This window comes from Burkholderia sp. SRS-25, assembly GCF_004343765.1.
Taxonomy (GTDB): Bacteria; Pseudomonadota; Gammaproteobacteria; order Burkholderiales; family Burkholderiaceae; genus Burkholderia; species Burkholderia contaminans.
Genome location: NZ_PTXM01000005.1, coordinates 71,683 through 84,849 on the forward strand (window position 1 = coordinate 71,683; position 13,167 = coordinate 84,849).

At 64.9% G+C, this 13,167-nt stretch carries 17 protein-coding genes; 10 read left to right on the plus strand and 7 right to left on the minus strand.

Annotation, left to right across the window (positions count from 1 at the left end):
- Positions 1 to 17 precede the first annotated feature (17 nt).
- On the minus strand, positions 18 to 449 hold the full coding sequence (locus C5O79_RS06930) for a hypothetical protein (RefSeq protein ID WP_047850840.1): 432 nt from the start codon (positions 447 to 449) through the stop codon (positions 18 to 20).
- Positions 450 to 496: 47 nt separating this feature from the next.
- Complete coding sequence (locus C5O79_RS06935; protein ID WP_048022787.1) at positions 497 to 1,279, minus strand: membrane protein; 783 nt, start codon at positions 1,277 to 1,279, stop codon at positions 497 to 499.
- A 248-nt stretch (positions 1,280 to 1,527) separates the two neighbouring features.
- On the opposite strand from C5O79_RS06935, the gene C5O79_RS06940 reads away from it, so the two are divergent.
- Positions 1,528 to 2,628 carry a saccharopine dehydrogenase NADP-binding domain-containing protein gene (locus C5O79_RS06940; protein WP_122473965.1) on the plus strand — a complete coding sequence of 367 codons (1,101 nt, stop codon included), beginning with the start codon at positions 1,528 to 1,530 and terminating at the stop codon, positions 2,626 to 2,628.
- Positions 2,629 to 2,724: 96 nt separating this feature from the next.
- On the opposite strand, the gene C5O79_RS06945 is transcribed toward C5O79_RS06940, so the two are convergent.
- Together C5O79_RS06945 and cydX are read right to left on the minus strand one after the other, a co-directional pair.
- Entirely contained in the window at positions 2,725 to 3,342 is a 618-nt protein-coding gene (locus C5O79_RS06945) for an ATP-binding protein (RefSeq protein ID WP_122473964.1), read from the minus strand.
- The gene (cydX, locus tag C5O79_RS06950; RefSeq protein WP_039357973.1) at positions 3,339 to 3,485 is read right to left on the minus strand and encodes a cytochrome bd-I oxidase subunit CydX; all 147 of its coding nucleotides are present in this window, start codon (positions 3,483 to 3,485) and stop codon (positions 3,339 to 3,341) included. Before cydX ends, C5O79_RS06945 begins: the two co-directional genes overlap by 4 nt.
- Before the next feature lie 175 nt (positions 3,486 to 3,660).
- Here cydX and corA point away from each other — a divergent pair, with 175 nt between their 5' ends.
- Complete coding sequence (corA, locus tag C5O79_RS06955) at positions 3,661 to 4,638, plus strand: magnesium/cobalt transporter CorA (RefSeq protein WP_122474540.1); 978 nt, start codon at positions 3,661 to 3,663, stop codon at positions 4,636 to 4,638.
- Positions 4,639 to 4,645: 7 nt separating this feature from the next.
- Here corA and C5O79_RS06960 read toward each other — a convergent pair whose 3' ends face one another.
- Together C5O79_RS06960 and C5O79_RS06965 are read right to left on the minus strand one after the other, a co-directional pair.
- Complete coding sequence (locus C5O79_RS06960; RefSeq protein WP_039357977.1) at positions 4,646 to 4,939, minus strand: YciI-like protein; 294 nt, start codon at positions 4,937 to 4,939, stop codon at positions 4,646 to 4,648.
- 221 nt (positions 4,940 to 5,160) lie between these two features.
- Positions 5,161 to 5,649, minus strand: a complete 489-nt coding sequence (locus C5O79_RS06965; protein ID WP_105816623.1) for an adenosine-specific kinase — start codon at positions 5,647 to 5,649, stop codon at positions 5,161 to 5,163.
- 145 nt (positions 5,650 to 5,794) lie between these two features.
- Here C5O79_RS06965 and C5O79_RS06970 point away from each other — a divergent pair, with 145 nt between their 5' ends.
- A complete protein-coding gene (locus C5O79_RS06970; protein ID WP_122473963.1) occupies positions 5,795 to 6,772 on the plus strand; it encodes a cysteine synthase A in 978 nt (325 codons plus the stop codon).
- 124 nt (positions 6,773 to 6,896) lie between these two features.
- A complete protein-coding gene (locus C5O79_RS06975) occupies positions 6,897 to 7,382 on the plus strand; it encodes a YbaK/EbsC family protein (RefSeq protein ID WP_046545780.1) in 486 nt (161 codons plus the stop codon).
- 461 nt (positions 7,383 to 7,843) lie between these two features.
- On the opposite strand, the gene C5O79_RS06980 is transcribed toward C5O79_RS06975, so the two are convergent.
- Positions 7,844 to 8,206: a hypothetical protein gene (locus C5O79_RS06980; RefSeq protein ID WP_124472343.1), complete on the minus strand. Its 363-nt coding sequence runs from the start codon at positions 8,204 to 8,206 to the stop codon at positions 7,844 to 7,846.
- Between C5O79_RS06980 and C5O79_RS06985 the strand changes: the two genes are divergently transcribed.
- The 6 genes from C5O79_RS06985 to C5O79_RS07010 all read left to right on the plus strand — a co-directional run bounded on the left by C5O79_RS06985 (position 8,205) and on the right by C5O79_RS07010 (position 13,036).
- A complete protein-coding gene (locus C5O79_RS06985; protein WP_046545779.1) occupies positions 8,205 to 8,903 on the plus strand; it encodes an energy transducer TonB in 699 nt (232 codons plus the stop codon). The two genes, C5O79_RS06980 and C5O79_RS06985, sit on opposite strands and share 2 nt — an antisense overlap.
- An 86-nt stretch (positions 8,904 to 8,989) precedes the next feature.
- Positions 8,990 to 9,901 carry a MotA/TolQ/ExbB proton channel family protein gene (locus tag C5O79_RS06990; RefSeq protein ID WP_046545778.1) on the plus strand — a complete coding sequence of 304 codons (912 nt, stop codon included), beginning with the start codon at positions 8,990 to 8,992 and terminating at the stop codon, positions 9,899 to 9,901.
- A gap of 21 nt (positions 9,902 to 9,922) precedes the next feature.
- Entirely contained in the window at positions 9,923 to 10,345 is a 423-nt protein-coding gene (locus C5O79_RS06995; protein ID WP_021160935.1) for a biopolymer transporter ExbD, read from the plus strand.
- A gap of 176 nt (positions 10,346 to 10,521) precedes the next feature.
- On the plus strand, positions 10,522 to 10,953 hold the full coding sequence (locus C5O79_RS07000) for a biopolymer transporter ExbD (protein WP_039357991.1): 432 nt from the start codon (positions 10,522 to 10,524) through the stop codon (positions 10,951 to 10,953).
- A gap of 16 nt (positions 10,954 to 10,969) precedes the next feature.
- Complete coding sequence (locus tag C5O79_RS07005) at positions 10,970 to 12,160, plus strand: tetratricopeptide repeat protein (protein WP_046545777.1); 1,191 nt, start codon at positions 10,970 to 10,972, stop codon at positions 12,158 to 12,160.
- A gap of 300 nt (positions 12,161 to 12,460) precedes the next feature.
- The gene (locus C5O79_RS07010; protein ID WP_046545776.1) at positions 12,461 to 13,036 is read left to right on the plus strand and encodes an XRE family transcriptional regulator; all 576 of its coding nucleotides are present in this window, start codon (positions 12,461 to 12,463) and stop codon (positions 13,034 to 13,036) included.
- Positions 13,037 to 13,167 lie beyond the last annotated feature (131 nt).

Consider the following 13,167-nt stretch of genomic DNA (forward strand, 5'->3'; position numbering starts at 1 on the left):
CACGCACGCTGCGATCCTTATTTGCCGCTGAACCGGTCGAGAACCGCGAGCAGGCTCTTCATCGCGGCAGCCGAATCGGCCTGGGTCGGATGGTCGGCTCGCAGCGCGGAAAGCGCGCGGTCGATCTCCTGGTCGACCATGTGCCAGTCGGCGGCCGCGCGCGGCTTGAGGCCGGCCTCGGCCGAGTCCCACGCGATCTCGAGATCCTTGATGCGCGTTTTCGCGCCGGGCAGGTCGCCCTTGGCGACGAGCGTGTTCACGTCGACGGCGATCGTGCGGAACTGCGACAGGTCGCCGAGCTTCGATGCGCGGGGCGCTGCGGCGGCCGACGCGGCCACCGGAGTCGCTGCGCTTGCATTCTGCTGCTTCGAGCAGCCGGCGGCGGCGCCCAGCAGGGCAATCGTGGCCGCGGCCACGGCGAGGCGGGAAACGGGATGGGGAATGCGCATGGGGTGTCCTCGATTCAATGAACGGAAAAGACGGAAAGGAAAGGGCGTCATTCGGCGGTACCGGCGCGCGTGCGCGGACTGCTGCCGAATTGCGCGACGGCGACGAGCAGCACGATCACGGTCAGGAACAGCAGGCTCGTCCAGGCGGCGCCGAAGCCGAGCCCGCCATAGGTGCGGGCCTGCGTGAGCAGGTCGCCGAGCGATGCGCCGAACGGGCGCGTCAGGATGTACGCGATCCAGAACGCGAGCACCGCGTTGGCGCCCAGCCGCCACATCACGAACACGGCCGCGATCAAGCCGCCGAAGCACAGCGCGCCGAGCGTGAAGCCGAGCCCGAGCGCCTCGGTCGCGAGATCGCCCGCGGCGGTGCCCAGCGCGAACGTGCAGAGGATCGCGGCCCAGTAGAACAGCTCGCGCCGCGGCGTGACGATGGTGTCGATCGACAGCGTGCCTTCGACGCGATGCCACACGAAGAAGATCGCGGCGAGCGCGACGGCAAACGCGGCGGTGCTCGCATAGAGGCTGACGTTCAGGCCGTCGGTGAGCAGGTCGGTGATCTGCGTGCCGACGATGCTGACCAGCACCACCGTGAGCCAGTAGATCCACGGCACGTAGCGGCGCGTGCGCAACTGCAGCCACAGCGCGATCGCGAGCAGCGACGCCATCGCGACACGGGTGACGGTCTGGCCGAGGCCCGCGTTGACCGCGAGAAAGTCCGCGCCGGTTTCGCCGACCGTGGTCGACATGATCTTGATGATCCAGAACGACAGCGCGACGTCGGGCACCTTGTTCAGCCAGTGCGGCGTGCGATGGACAGGCAGGGATTGCATGCGATGCCTCCTTGGAAATCGGGTGGTCGGCATGCAGTCTGAAACGGAAGACTTAGGCCAGCCATAGCGAGGCCGGCAGCGGGCAAAAGGCGTCATTTCGACGTTTAGACGAAAAGTGTGGTCGAAACGTCGAAATTATCGGTCGTTTCGCATCATTCTTCGTCTTGGAACTGATTTTGCGCGTCCCTACACTGTGTTCATGGCTCAACGCCGTTCACAACACCAACCCATCATCAGGAGATAAGCGCATGAAAATCGCCATCGTCGGCGCAGGTCTGATCGGCCACACCATTGCTCACATGCTGCGTGAAACGGGCGACTACGAAGTCGTCGCGTTCGACCGTGATGCGGATGCGCTTGCGAAGCTGTCGCGCGAAGGCATCGCGACGCAACGGGTCGATTCGGCCGACGCGAGCGCGATTCGCGAAGCAGTGAAGGGCTTCGATGCGCTCGTCAACGCGCTGCCTTACTACCTCGCGGTCAACGTTGCCGCCGCCGCGAAGGCTGCCGGCGTCCACTACTTCGACCTGACCGAAGACGTGCGCGCAACTCACGCGATTCGCGAACTGGCCGAAGGCTCCGACCGTGCGTTCATGCCGCAGTGCGGCCTCGCACCGGGCTTCATCGGTCTCGCCGCCCATGAGCTGGTGAACGGCTTCAGCGAAGTGCGCGACGTGAAGATGCGCGTCGGCGCGCTGCCCGAGTATCCGACCAACGCGCTGAAGTACAACCTGACGTGGAGCGTCGACGGCCTGATCAACGAATACTGCCAGCCGTGCGAAGCGATCCGCGACGGCCGCAAGCAGTGGGTGCAGCCGCTCGAAGGCCTCGAGCACTTCTCGCTCGACGGCACCGAATACGAAGCGTTCAACACGTCGGGCGGCCTGGGCACGCTGTGCGAGACGCTGTCGGGCAAGGTCGAGACGCTCGACTACAAGTCGGTGCGCTATCCGGGCCACCGCGATCTCGTGCAGTTCCTGCTGGAAGACCTGCGCCTGTCGACCGACCGCGACACGCTGAAGTCGATCATGCGCCGCGCGGTGCCATCGACGAAGCAGGACGTCGTGCTCGTGTTCATCACGGTGACGGGCGTGAAGGACGGCCAGCTGGTGCAGGACGTGTTCACGCGCAAGATCTTCGCGAAGGACGTATGCGGGATGCACATGAGCGCGATCCAGATCACGACGGCGGGCGCGATGTGCGCGGTGCTGGATCTGTTCCGCGAAAAGAAGCTGCCGCAGAGCGGTTTCATCCCGCAGGAAAAGGTGTCGCTGAAGGCATTCCTGTCGAACCGCTTCGGCAAGCTGTACGAAGGCGGCACGATGGAGCGCGTGCACGAAGTGGCCTGACCACCCGCCAGACTCAGGCACGAGGGCCGTACGACGCCGGGAGCGCAGCAGCGCTTCCGGCGTTGTTTTTTGCGGGTGACGAAAAAGAGCGGCCGGTCAGGCCGGCAGCGGCGGAACGATCGTGGCCGCCGGCGGGGGCGGCGCGATGCGGTACAGCAGCGCATCGACGTCGGCGTCGGATGGCGCGGTATTGTCGAACATCACGATGCCGTCGCATTCGTGGCCGGTGGGCACGAAGCGGCGCTGCCGGTATTCGTCCCAGTGCGCGAGCTTGTACGCATCGTTCGGGTTGCCGCGCGCGACGATCCGCTGGTGCGCGACGTCTTCCGACGTGTAGACCCAGACCACCGTCAGCGTGACGTCGGGCGCGATGCCGAGCCACGCACGGTCGAGAATGCGGCGATCGCGCACTTCGCGCGACAGCGGGCCGACCACGAGCGCGCCGATGCCGAGCGCGAGATTTTCACGGGCCGTGTCGAGCAGGCCCTGGTATTCGGGATCGCGCAGGTGCTTCAGGTAGAGCGGGCTGTCGCGGTCGTTCGGATCCTCGGTGAGCGCACCCATCGCGGCGGAGCTGTAGCGGCCGTACAGCGTGTCCTTGTCGAGCAGGCAGAAGGCCTCGCCGGTCGCGCGCATCAGCGGCCCGATGAGCCGCTTCGCGAGCGTGGTCTTGCCGGTACCGGCGTGACCGCAGAAGAACACCAGATGCGTCACGAAGCGTTGCCTCCCGAGCGCGGGCTCGACGCGCCGTTGCGCTTGTCGCCGCGCGAGAAGACTTCCGCTTCCAGCCACATCGCGTTGATGATGCCGAAGCCGAGCGCCACGCCGATGCCGAGTATCCACGAGAAATACCACATGGGTCTGTCTCCTTGACGATTGGGCCGCACGCCGTGCGGCTGGGGGCCGAAGTGCCGGGTGCGCATGCTGCGGCGCACGCAGCCCGATCATGACCAATATCGCCGTGCCGCGCAAGCCGGGCCGCCCGCGCAGCAAACCGGTAAACTGATGCGCAAACCGCAACGTCACGACACCATGCTGATCAACTGTGCTGCATACCAGGACGGCCGCAAGCTGGCCGACATCGATATCGACGCCATCAGCGACTACGTGTCGAAGCCCGAGTGCTTCGTGTGGGTCGCGCTGAAGGATCCGACACCCGACGAACTCGACCTGATGGGCGAGGAATTCGGGTTGCACGAACTGGCGCTCGAGGATGCCCGCAAGGGGCATCAGCGACCGAAGATCGAGGAGTACGGCGATTCGCTGTTCGCGGTGCTGCACACGGTCGAGCTGGACGACGACGATGAATTCAATGTCGGCGAGCTCAACGTGTTCGTCGGCCCGAACTACGTGCTGTCGATCCGCAACCATACCGAGCACGATTTTCGCGACGTGCGCAAGCGCTGCGAGCGTGAGCCGCATCTGCTCCGGGAAGGGTCGGCATTCGTGTTCTACGCGCTGATGGACCAGGTCGTCGACCGCTATTTCCCGATCCTCGAAACGCTCGGCGCCGAACTCGAGGAGCTCGAGGACCGCATCTTCGCGAAGGCCACGCCCGCATCGTCGCGCGCGATCATCGAGGATCTCTATTCGCTGAAGCGCCGGCTCGTGATGCTGTACCAGCACACGGCGCCGCTGCTCGAGCCGCTGGCGAAGCTCACCGGCGGGCGCATTCCGCAAATCTGCAGCGGCATGGAGCCGTATTTTCGCGACGTGTACGACCATCTGCAGCGGATCGTGAAGACGATCGAAGGGCGGCGCGAGATGGTGGTCACGGCGATCCAGGTCAATCTCGGGATGATCTCGCTGGCCGAGAACGAGGTGACGAAGCGCCTCGGCTCGTTCGCCGCGCTGTTCGCGATCCCGACGATGATCGCCGGCATCTACGGGATGAACTTCGCGAACATGCCCGAACTGCACCTGAAATACGGCTTCTACGGCTGCATCGCCGTGATGGTCGCCGCCGACTTCGGGTTGTGGTGGCGCTTCAAGCGGGCAGGGTGGCTGTAGTCCCGCTTCACGCGCGGGGCGGCGCGTGCTTGCCGACCACGACGCGCCACGGACGCACGCGCCACGATTTCACGAGGCCGTTCTGCACGTACGGATCGGCGCGCGCGAACGACTCGGCCGCCTCCGGCGAATCCCCTTCGAAGACGAGAACAGCCTGGTCGGCCGGGTCCGACAGCGCGCCGGCGAGCACGAGTTCGCCGCGCTCGGTTGCCGCCTGCGCAAGCGCGAGGTGCTGGGCGCGGAACGGTTCGCGACGGGACAGGTAATCGTCGACGAGTTCGTAGGTCAACTGGTAATGCATGGCGGCTCCGGGAAGAATCGCGGCGGTCGGTGCGTCAGCGCGCCGTCGGTCAGTGTGCTGCGGGCAGTATAGGGCACGCGCACGGCGGCGGCACGACGCGGAGGGCGGCGCGCTTTTGTGGCCACAAATGCAACTAACGGTCTGAGTGTCGTCCGCCCTGGAATCTCAGCCGCGACGCGCGTTCCATTCAGCGCGGTCTACAGGCCCGCGGCGGGGCGTCCCTACGCCTTGTAGCCGATCGTGCGCAGCAGGTCCTTGCGCCAGCGGATGTCGTCGTCATTTTCCACGCCGAGCGGCCCGAAGCCGTCGACGACGCCGACGATCCCGCGTCCTTGCGCGGTTTCCGCGACGATCACCTCGGTCGGGTTCGCGGTCGCGCAATAGATCCGGCAGACCTCCGGCACGGCCTTGATCGCATTGAGTACGTTGACGGGAAAGAATCCGTCGCCGAGAAACACGATGAACGCGTGACCGGCGCCGATCGCGCTGGCGTTGCGGCAGGCAAGGTCGACGAGCGCCGCATCGGTGCCGGAGTGGCGCACCAGCCGCTTACCCGACGCCTCGCAGAATGCGAGCCCGAAGCGGATGCCGGGCACGGTGCCGACCAGCGCCTCGTGGATGTCCTCGACGGACTTGATGAAATGCGACTGGCCGAGGATGAAGTTCACTGTCTCGGGTTTGTCGACGGCAACGGTTTGCAGTTGCAGCATGGCGGACCTCGTCTCGCGATGCGGCGCTTGGGCCGCAATGGGCTCTTCAAGCTTAATACGCGGCAACCGGCGACGAAAGCGGCGAGGGCGGCCTATCCTTCGTTGTGTGTGGCGCGTGCGCTGCGCGAAGTCAACGGAGGAAGACATGGACGTGCGACAAGGCTTCGTCGACTGCGTGGGGCGCACGCCGCTGATTCGCTTGACGAAGCTCAGCGCCGAGACGGGCTGCGAGATCCTCGGCAAGGCGGAATTCATGAATCCGGGCGGGTCGGTGAAGGACCGCGCGGCGCTCTACATCGTCCGCGACGCCGAGCGGCGTGGCGTGCTGAAGCCAGGCGGCACCGTGGTCGAGGGCACGGCGGGCAACACCGGCATTGGTCTCGCGCATATCTGCGCGGCGCGCGGCTATCGCTGCGTGATCGTGATCCCCGACACGCAATCGCCGGACAAGCTGGCGATCCTGCGCACGCTCGGCGCCGAGGTGCGCCCGGTGCCGGCGGCGCCCTACCGTGACCCGAACAACTATCAGAAGATTGCCGGGCGGCTCGCGGACGAACTCGACGACGCTGTGTGGGCCAACCAGTTCGACAACGTCGTCAATCGCCAGGCGCACTACGAGACGACCGGGCCCGAGATCTGGCGCGATACGGCGGGCACGATCGATGCATTCGTCTGCGCGACCGGGACGGGCGGCACGCTGGCGGGCGTGAGCCGTTTTCTGAAAGAGCAGAATCCGGACGTCCGGATCGTGCTCGCCGACCCGCATGGCAGCGGGCTCTACGGTTACGTGAAAACGGGCGACCTCGGCGCGCAAGGCAGCTCGATCACCGAAGGAATCGGATCGACGCGCGTCACGATGAACCTGGCGGACACGCCGATCGACGACGCCGTGCGGATCGACGATCAGCAGTGCGTGACGATGGTCTATCGGCTGCTGCGCGAGGAGGGGCTGTACGTCGGCGGATCGAGCGGCATCAACGTCGCGGCGGCGGTCTGGCTGGCCCGCCGGATGGGCCCGGGGCACACGATCGTGACCTTGCTGTGCGACCGTGGCGATATCTATCGCACGCGGCTGTTCAATCGGGAATGGCTGCGCGAAAAGGGACTCGATCCGGGGGACTGAACCCGTGTGTCGAGCCTGTGCGAAGCGCGGGAGCGGCGAGATTTTCCATCCGCGGGAATGCGACCTATGCTGAACGAATCCGGTGCGAACGCCGTTCGCCCGTTTCGCCCAGACGAGGTGTGCCATGCCTGTGTCAGCCACCCTGCAGGATTGCCTGCGTCAGAAGTCATCGCGGTACGAAGTGGTGTACCACCCCTATAGCCATACGAGCATGGAGACGGCCGCCGCCGCGCATATTCCCGGCGATCGCCTCGCGAAAACCGTGCTTCTCGAAGACGACGAAGGCTACGTCGCCGCCGTATTGCCGACCACGCACGCCGTGCGCCTGTCGGATCTCTGGGTGAAGACGGGACGCCATCTCGTGCTCGCCCGGGAGGTCGAGCTGCGCGAGCTGTTCAAGGATTGCGACATGGGCGCGTTGCCGCCGGTGTGCATGGCGTACGGCATGAAGACGTTTCTCGAGGAACGTCTCGCGCAGCAGCCGGAAGTGTATTTCGAGGCCGGCGACCACGAAGCGCTGATCCACATGATGCAGGATGAATTCCTGACGCTGATGGAGACGGCCGAGCGCGCACATTTTTCGCACAAGATGCAGGGCATGCACTCCTGATGCTTGCGGTGTGTGGGCGCTGGTAGGTGCGTGTCTGACGGCGCGCGTGTAGAGCCGTAAATGGTCGCGAGATAGTTAATTCGGTATGCGAAATCATTTTTCATGGGTTGTAGGATGCCGGGTCCATCACGAAATTTGTATCGCATTGCTGACTAAATTTTATGGATATCCGGAGTGTTTCGGACGTTCTGAAGAAGCTGTATCGACCAGCTCGAGGCAGTTGATCAGCGTATCTGGCGACCGATTGGGGCGCCGATGAGGGGGCGTGCATCTTGCCAGTCGCATCCGGAGTGGGCCATTTTGGTGCGGCGCGTGAAATATGCCGATATTTATGTTGAAGCAGATTAATATCCGGTTTTGCATATACCCATACAATTCAATTACCGTTTTTATAATAAAAGGTTGATTTGTGCTTACCGGAATATTATTTGAGTAAACCCTCCAAACTTTGTATTCGGGCATCAAATAAAGTTTGACGTCAAAATTTTTTCCTTGCTATCTTCTGCACCCAAGTGAACGGCGCCACTGACATCACCGTGTAACGAACGGTGGGTCGTCATACGAAATGTAAGGTGCCGCCCGCTCAGCTGACAATTGCCTGAACGTGCTGGCGCGTTTTTTTCGGTGCATATCCGGACCGCGCCGGCCGGAACGATTCCTTGAAAAAGAATGAATTTGCATTCGAATTGAATTCTTTCAATTCGGATTGCTAATTGAATTTGAAATGAAATGTTCGGGTTGATGTGGTGGTGATGCCGACCTGGCTTCGCCGCCGGCAGCAATCCGATACTGGGCGAATCGCTTGGGGGATGGATGGTGGGCATGAAAGTCGAAGAACGTCTGGCTACGTCGAACAGCGGACTGGCTACGCTGGGCCGTCCGCGAGAGTTCGGCAAGAGGCAACAGAACCCGGTACGCCGGTTCGGCGGCATCGGAATCGTCCTGGTGCTGCATGCCGTGCTGATCTACGCGCTGCTCAACGGCCTTGCGACGAAAGTCGTGCAGGTGATCCAGCACCCGATCGAAACCCGCATCATCGAGCCGGTCAAGCCGCCGCCGCCGCCGCCGATGCCCGTAGTGAAGCTCCCGCCGCCGAAATTCGCGCCGCCGCCGCCGCCGTTCGTCCCGCCACCGGAAGTGCCGGTGCAGGCGCCGCCGCAGGCGACGATCACGCACCAGTCAGCCCCGGTACCGTCCGCGCCGGCCGTGCAGGCGCCGGTCGTGGCGCCTCCGGCGCCGGCCAAGCCGGTCAGCCATGACGTGGGGGTGGTTTGCCCGAATTCGGACACGCTTCGCGCGTCGATCCAGTATCCGAAGGAAGCGCAGGAAAACAACATCACGGGCGACGTGACCATCGAATTCGTCGTGGATGCGGAAGGGAACATCACGAACGAGCGCGTGGCGCAGTCGGCCGATCCGATCCTCGATCGCGCTGCCTTCAACACCGTGAAGCGATTCAAGTGCGTCGCGCAGGGCCAGCCGGTACGGGTCCAGGTACCGTTCTCGTTCAATCTGAATTGATGCAGTGGGCGGCCCGGCGCGATCCGGGCCGGAGAAAACCATCTCGAACTGACGTATTAAGTTTATCGAATTAACTGGAGTGGGGTATGACGAAGCGTTCACTGGCCGCGCTGGCGGCAAGCATCCTGATGTCCGTCGCCGCAATCGACGGGTTCGTTGCACCGCAGCTCGCCCACGCGCAGGCCAGCGGCGCGGCCGGCACGTCGGCACAGGCAGCGGCGCCGTCGGCTGCGCCGGCCCCGGTTCCGGCCGCCGCCGAGCCGGCTCCGCCGCCCGCGCCGGCCACGACGGAAGCGGTCGAGAATCCGTACGGGCTCGGCGCGCTTTGGAAGAACGGCGATTTCGTCGCCCGTTTCGTGCTGATCCTGCTGGTGATCATGTCGATGGGAAGCTGGTACATCATGATCACGAAGTTCGTGGAGCAGTTGCGCGCCAATCGCCGCGCGAAGCTGGCGGACGCGCAGCTCTGGTCCGCGCCGTCGCTGGCCGAGGGCGCCAGGCTGCTCGACGAGGCATCGCCGTTCCGCTTCATCGCCGAAACCGCGATCGAGGCCGGCGAGCATCATGACGAGGCGCTGCTGGAAGCCGTGGACCGCAATACGTGGATCGACGTGTCGGTCGAGCGCTCGATCACGAACGTGTCGAACCGGATGCAGGACGGGCTCGCCTTCCTCGCCACGGTGGGCTCCACCGCGCCGTTCGTCGGGCTGTTCGGCACGGTCTGGGGGATCTATCACGCGCTGACGGCCATCGGCATCGCCGGCCAGGCGTCGATCGACAAGGTCGCCGGCCCGGTGGGCGAGGCGCTCATCATGACCGCGATCGGCCTCGCCGTCGCGGTGCCGGCGGTGCTCGGCTACAACTTCCTGGTCCGGCGCAACAAGTCGGTGATGGAGCGGGTGCGCAACTTCGGCGCGCAACTGCACACGGTGCTGCTGGCCGGCAATCGGCGCCCGGTGCGCGCGTCGTCGCCGGCAGCTGCGTCGCTTGCGAACTGATCGGCTGACGGGAGGCGCGCGATGGCCATGAACGTCGGGCAGGACGATAGCGACGAGGTGATCGCCAACATCAACACGACGCCGCTCGTCGACGTGATGCTGGTGTTGCTGATCATCTTCCTGATCACGATTCCGGTCGTGACGCACACGATCCAGCTTCAGTTGCCGAAGGAGACGGTGCAGCCGCTGCAGACGACGCCGAAGAGCATCGAGATCGCGGTGAACCGCGACGGCGATTTCTTCTGGGGCGAGCAACTGGTGGATGCACAGACGCTGCTCGCGAAACTGAAGGACGTGTCGCAGCAGCAGCCGCAGCCGAGCGTCCACGTGCGGGGCGATCAGAACACGCGCTACGAGTTCATCGGTCGGGTGGTCACGATGTGCGAGCGCGCGGGGATTGCGAAGCTGTCGTTCATTACGGAGCCGCCGGCGCGCGGGGGATAGTCGCGCAGCGCAATCGTGGCGGGATAGGGGGCTGGCGGCAAGTGGTGGAGCGCTGACGCTGGTCGAGCGCGAGGCATGGGATCCACGTAGGCGCTAAAGCGCTAACGTGGATCGACCGCGAAGCATGGGATCCACGTAAGCGCTAAAGCGCTAACGTGGATCGACAGGAGTCGACGATGGGAATGAATGTGCCTTCGGGCGGAAGCAATGCCGAACCGGAAGTGATGGTCGATATCAACACCACGCCGCTGATCGACGTGATGCTGGTGTTGCTGATCATGCTGATCATCACGATCCCGATTCAGATGCATTCGGTAAAGATGGACCTGCCGGTGGGGAATCCGCCGCCGCCGGCCGCGCCGCCGGAAATCGTGCAGATCGACATCGACTTCGACGGCACGACGACATGGAACGGCGCACCGGTGCCGGACCGCGCGACGCTCGAGTCGAAACTGACCCAGGTGGCAGCGGAGCCCGTGCAGGCGGAGATCCATCTGCGCCCCAACAAGCTGGTGCCGTACAAGGACGTGGCCGCGGTGCTCGCCTCCGCGCAACGCGTGGGCGCGACCAAGATCGGCCTGATCGGTAACGAACAGTTCATGCAATGACGATACGGACGAGCCGATGAACCCGCGACGACTGAAACGGATGATGGCGGTGACGGCGCTCGGCGCGGCGGCCCTGCTCGGCCGCCCGGCGCTGCCGGCGGACGCGCTGCGGCCGGACGTGGCGAAACCGTTGGCGGCCGCGCAGGAGCTGTACCGGGCGCACAAGTATCGCGACGCGCTCGGCAAGATCGCCCAGGCGGCCGCCGTGCCGAACCGGACGCCGTATGAAACCACCGTGGTGGAAGAAATGCGCGGCGCGGCAGCGATGGCAGCCGGCGACTCGGGCACGGCCGCACAAGCCTACGAGAGCGTGCTGAACTCGGGCCGGCTGTCGGGCGAAGACGAGCAGCGGACCACGGCGGCGCTGGCCGGCATCTACTTCCAGCAGAAGAACTATCCGCTGGCGATCCGCGTCGCGCAGCGCTACCTGAAGGCGGGTGGCTCGGATCCGGAAATGCGCACGCTGCTCACGCAGTCTTACTACCTGTCGAACGATTGCGCACCGCTCGTGAGCCAGTTGAAAGCGAGCACCGACACGCAGGCGAATGGCGGACACGCACCGGATGAAGGGCAGTTGCAGATGCTGGCGAGCTGCGCGCAGAAAGTGAAGGACGGCAACGCATATCGCGGTGCGCTCGGACTGCTGGTGGCGTATCACCCGAGCCCCGCGTATTGGGACGAAATGGTCACGGCCATTCGCGGCAACCCCGGGTATCTGCCGTCGCTCGACCTCGACATCTACCGGTTGCGACGGGCGACGGGCTCGCTCTCGACCGCCGGCGCGTACATGGAAATGACGCAACTTGCGCTGGTCGCGGGCTCGGCCGCCGAAGGCAAGCAGGTGATCGACCAGGGGTTCGCGTCCGGCGTACTCGGCAAGGACGCGCAGGCGGATCGCGAGAAGCGGCTGCAGACGCTCGCGGCGAAGCGCGCGCAATCGGGCGGCGACGCCACGACGCCGGCAGCGCCGATCGACGCGGGCATGAACCTCGTCTTCGAGGGCCATGCGCAGCAGGGGCTGTCGATGATGGAGCAGGCGATCGCGAAGGGCGGGCTCGAGCATCCCGATGCGGCGCGGCTGAGGCTCGGCGAGGCCTATTACGTGGCCGGCCAGAAGGCGCGTGCGGTCCAGGTGCTGCGCACGGTCAAGGGCACCGACGGCTCCGGTGATCTGGCGCGGCTCTGGACGGTGGTGGCCTCACGGTAACGCAACGGAAGGACACGGCCGCGCGCAACGCTAGCGGTCGGAAAGCGGTGTGCCGCCGCGATCGCACCCATGCACGACGAGCAGGTAAGCCGATGGAAAGGGGCAACCTTGTTAATTAGTAAACCGAATGAAATGGGCAGGTGCCGCGAGGCTGCACGACGCCAGCGCATTGCCGCACCGCACGTGGCTTGCACGTCGCGGCAGCGTGCGGCGGGGGATCGCGCCGGGCCGGCTGCATCACGGCATCGGTCGAGGCTTGACGACATCAAACCGATTTCGACTGCGAGGGACCGTCTTTCCATGGTTTTGCCCCCTGATGAGTCGGTGCTCGTCGCCGTGTCGCTCGGCAACAAGATCCGGGCGCTGCGCCAGCGCCTGAAACTCACGCTCGACGAAACGTCGACGATCGCCGGCATTTCGAAGCCGTTCCTGTCGCAGGTCGAGCGCGGGCGGGCGACGCCGTCGATCACGTCGCTGGTGCGGATCGCGAAGGCGCTGGGCGTGACGATGCAGTACTTCATCGACACGCCGACGGAAGCGCGCTCGGTATGCCGCGGCAACGCGCTGCAGTATTTCCAGTTCACGAATTCGGCCAGCCGGTTCGCCAGGCTGACGAACCCGGTGGACAGCCGCAAGCTCGACGCGATTCTCGTCCGGATGCCGTCGGGGCAATTGCCGTCCGAGATGACGACGCATGCCGGCGAGGAGTTCGTCTACGTATTGCGCGGGCAGTTGGCGCTGACGCTGGAGGATTGCACGTTCACGCTGAACGAGGGCGATACCGCGCATTACGAATCGACGACGCCGCATGCGTGGCGCAATACGGCCGACGAAGAGGCGGTGATCGTCTGGGTGGGCACGCCCAGGCTGTTCTAGCGAAGGCGGCCGGCAGGAAGGAGACGTACCCGATCGACGGCAGGTGGTGCGCAGTACGGCGCGCACACAGGTTCGCGTTGTACGGAACCGGCTGCCAGCCGCGTCGGGAAGATGCACGCAATGCGCTCAAT

Coding starts and splice junctions, on each gene's coding strand:
- C5O79_RS06935 (WP_048022787.1), bottom strand. CDS start 1,279: ATGCAATCCCTGCCTGTCCATCGCACGCCGCACTGGCTGAACAAGGTG.
- C5O79_RS07000 (WP_039357991.1), top strand. CDS start 10,522: ATGGGAATGAATGTGCCTTCGGGCGGAAGCAATGCCGAACCGGAAGTG.
- C5O79_RS06970 (WP_122473963.1), top strand. CDS start 5,795: ATGGACGTGCGACAAGGCTTCGTCGACTGCGTGGGGCGCACGCCGCTG.
- C5O79_RS06930 (WP_047850840.1), bottom strand. CDS start 449: ATGCGCATTCCCCATCCCGTTTCCCGCCTCGCCGTGGCCGCGGCCACG.
- C5O79_RS06940 (WP_122473965.1), top strand. CDS start 1,528: ATGAAAATCGCCATCGTCGGCGCAGGTCTGATCGGCCACACCATTGCT.
- C5O79_RS06960 (WP_039357977.1), bottom strand. CDS start 4,939: ATGCATTACCAGTTGACCTACGAACTCGTCGACGATTACCTGTCCCGT.
- corA (WP_122474540.1), top strand. CDS start 3,661: ATGCTGATCAACTGTGCTGCATACCAGGACGGCCGCAAGCTGGCCGAC.
- C5O79_RS06990 (WP_046545778.1), top strand. CDS start 8,990: ATGACGAAGCGTTCACTGGCCGCGCTGGCGGCAAGCATCCTGATGTCC.
- C5O79_RS06975 (WP_046545780.1), top strand. CDS start 6,897: ATGCCTGTGTCAGCCACCCTGCAGGATTGCCTGCGTCAGAAGTCATCG.
- cydX (WP_039357973.1), bottom strand. CDS start 3,485: ATGTGGTATTTCTCGTGGATACTCGGCATCGGCGTGGCGCTCGGCTTC.
- C5O79_RS06965 (WP_105816623.1), bottom strand. CDS start 5,649: ATGCTGCAACTGCAAACCGTTGCCGTCGACAAACCCGAGACAGTGAAC.
- C5O79_RS07005 (WP_046545777.1), top strand. CDS start 10,970: ATGAACCCGCGACGACTGAAACGGATGATGGCGGTGACGGCGCTCGGC.
- C5O79_RS06995 (WP_021160935.1), top strand. CDS start 9,923: ATGGCCATGAACGTCGGGCAGGACGATAGCGACGAGGTGATCGCCAAC.
- C5O79_RS06985 (WP_046545779.1), top strand. CDS start 8,205: ATGAAAGTCGAAGAACGTCTGGCTACGTCGAACAGCGGACTGGCTACG.
- C5O79_RS06980 (WP_124472343.1), bottom strand. CDS start 8,206: ATGCCCACCATCCATCCCCCAAGCGATTCGCCCAGTATCGGATTGCTG.
- C5O79_RS07010 (WP_046545776.1), top strand. CDS start 12,461: ATGGTTTTGCCCCCTGATGAGTCGGTGCTCGTCGCCGTGTCGCTCGGC.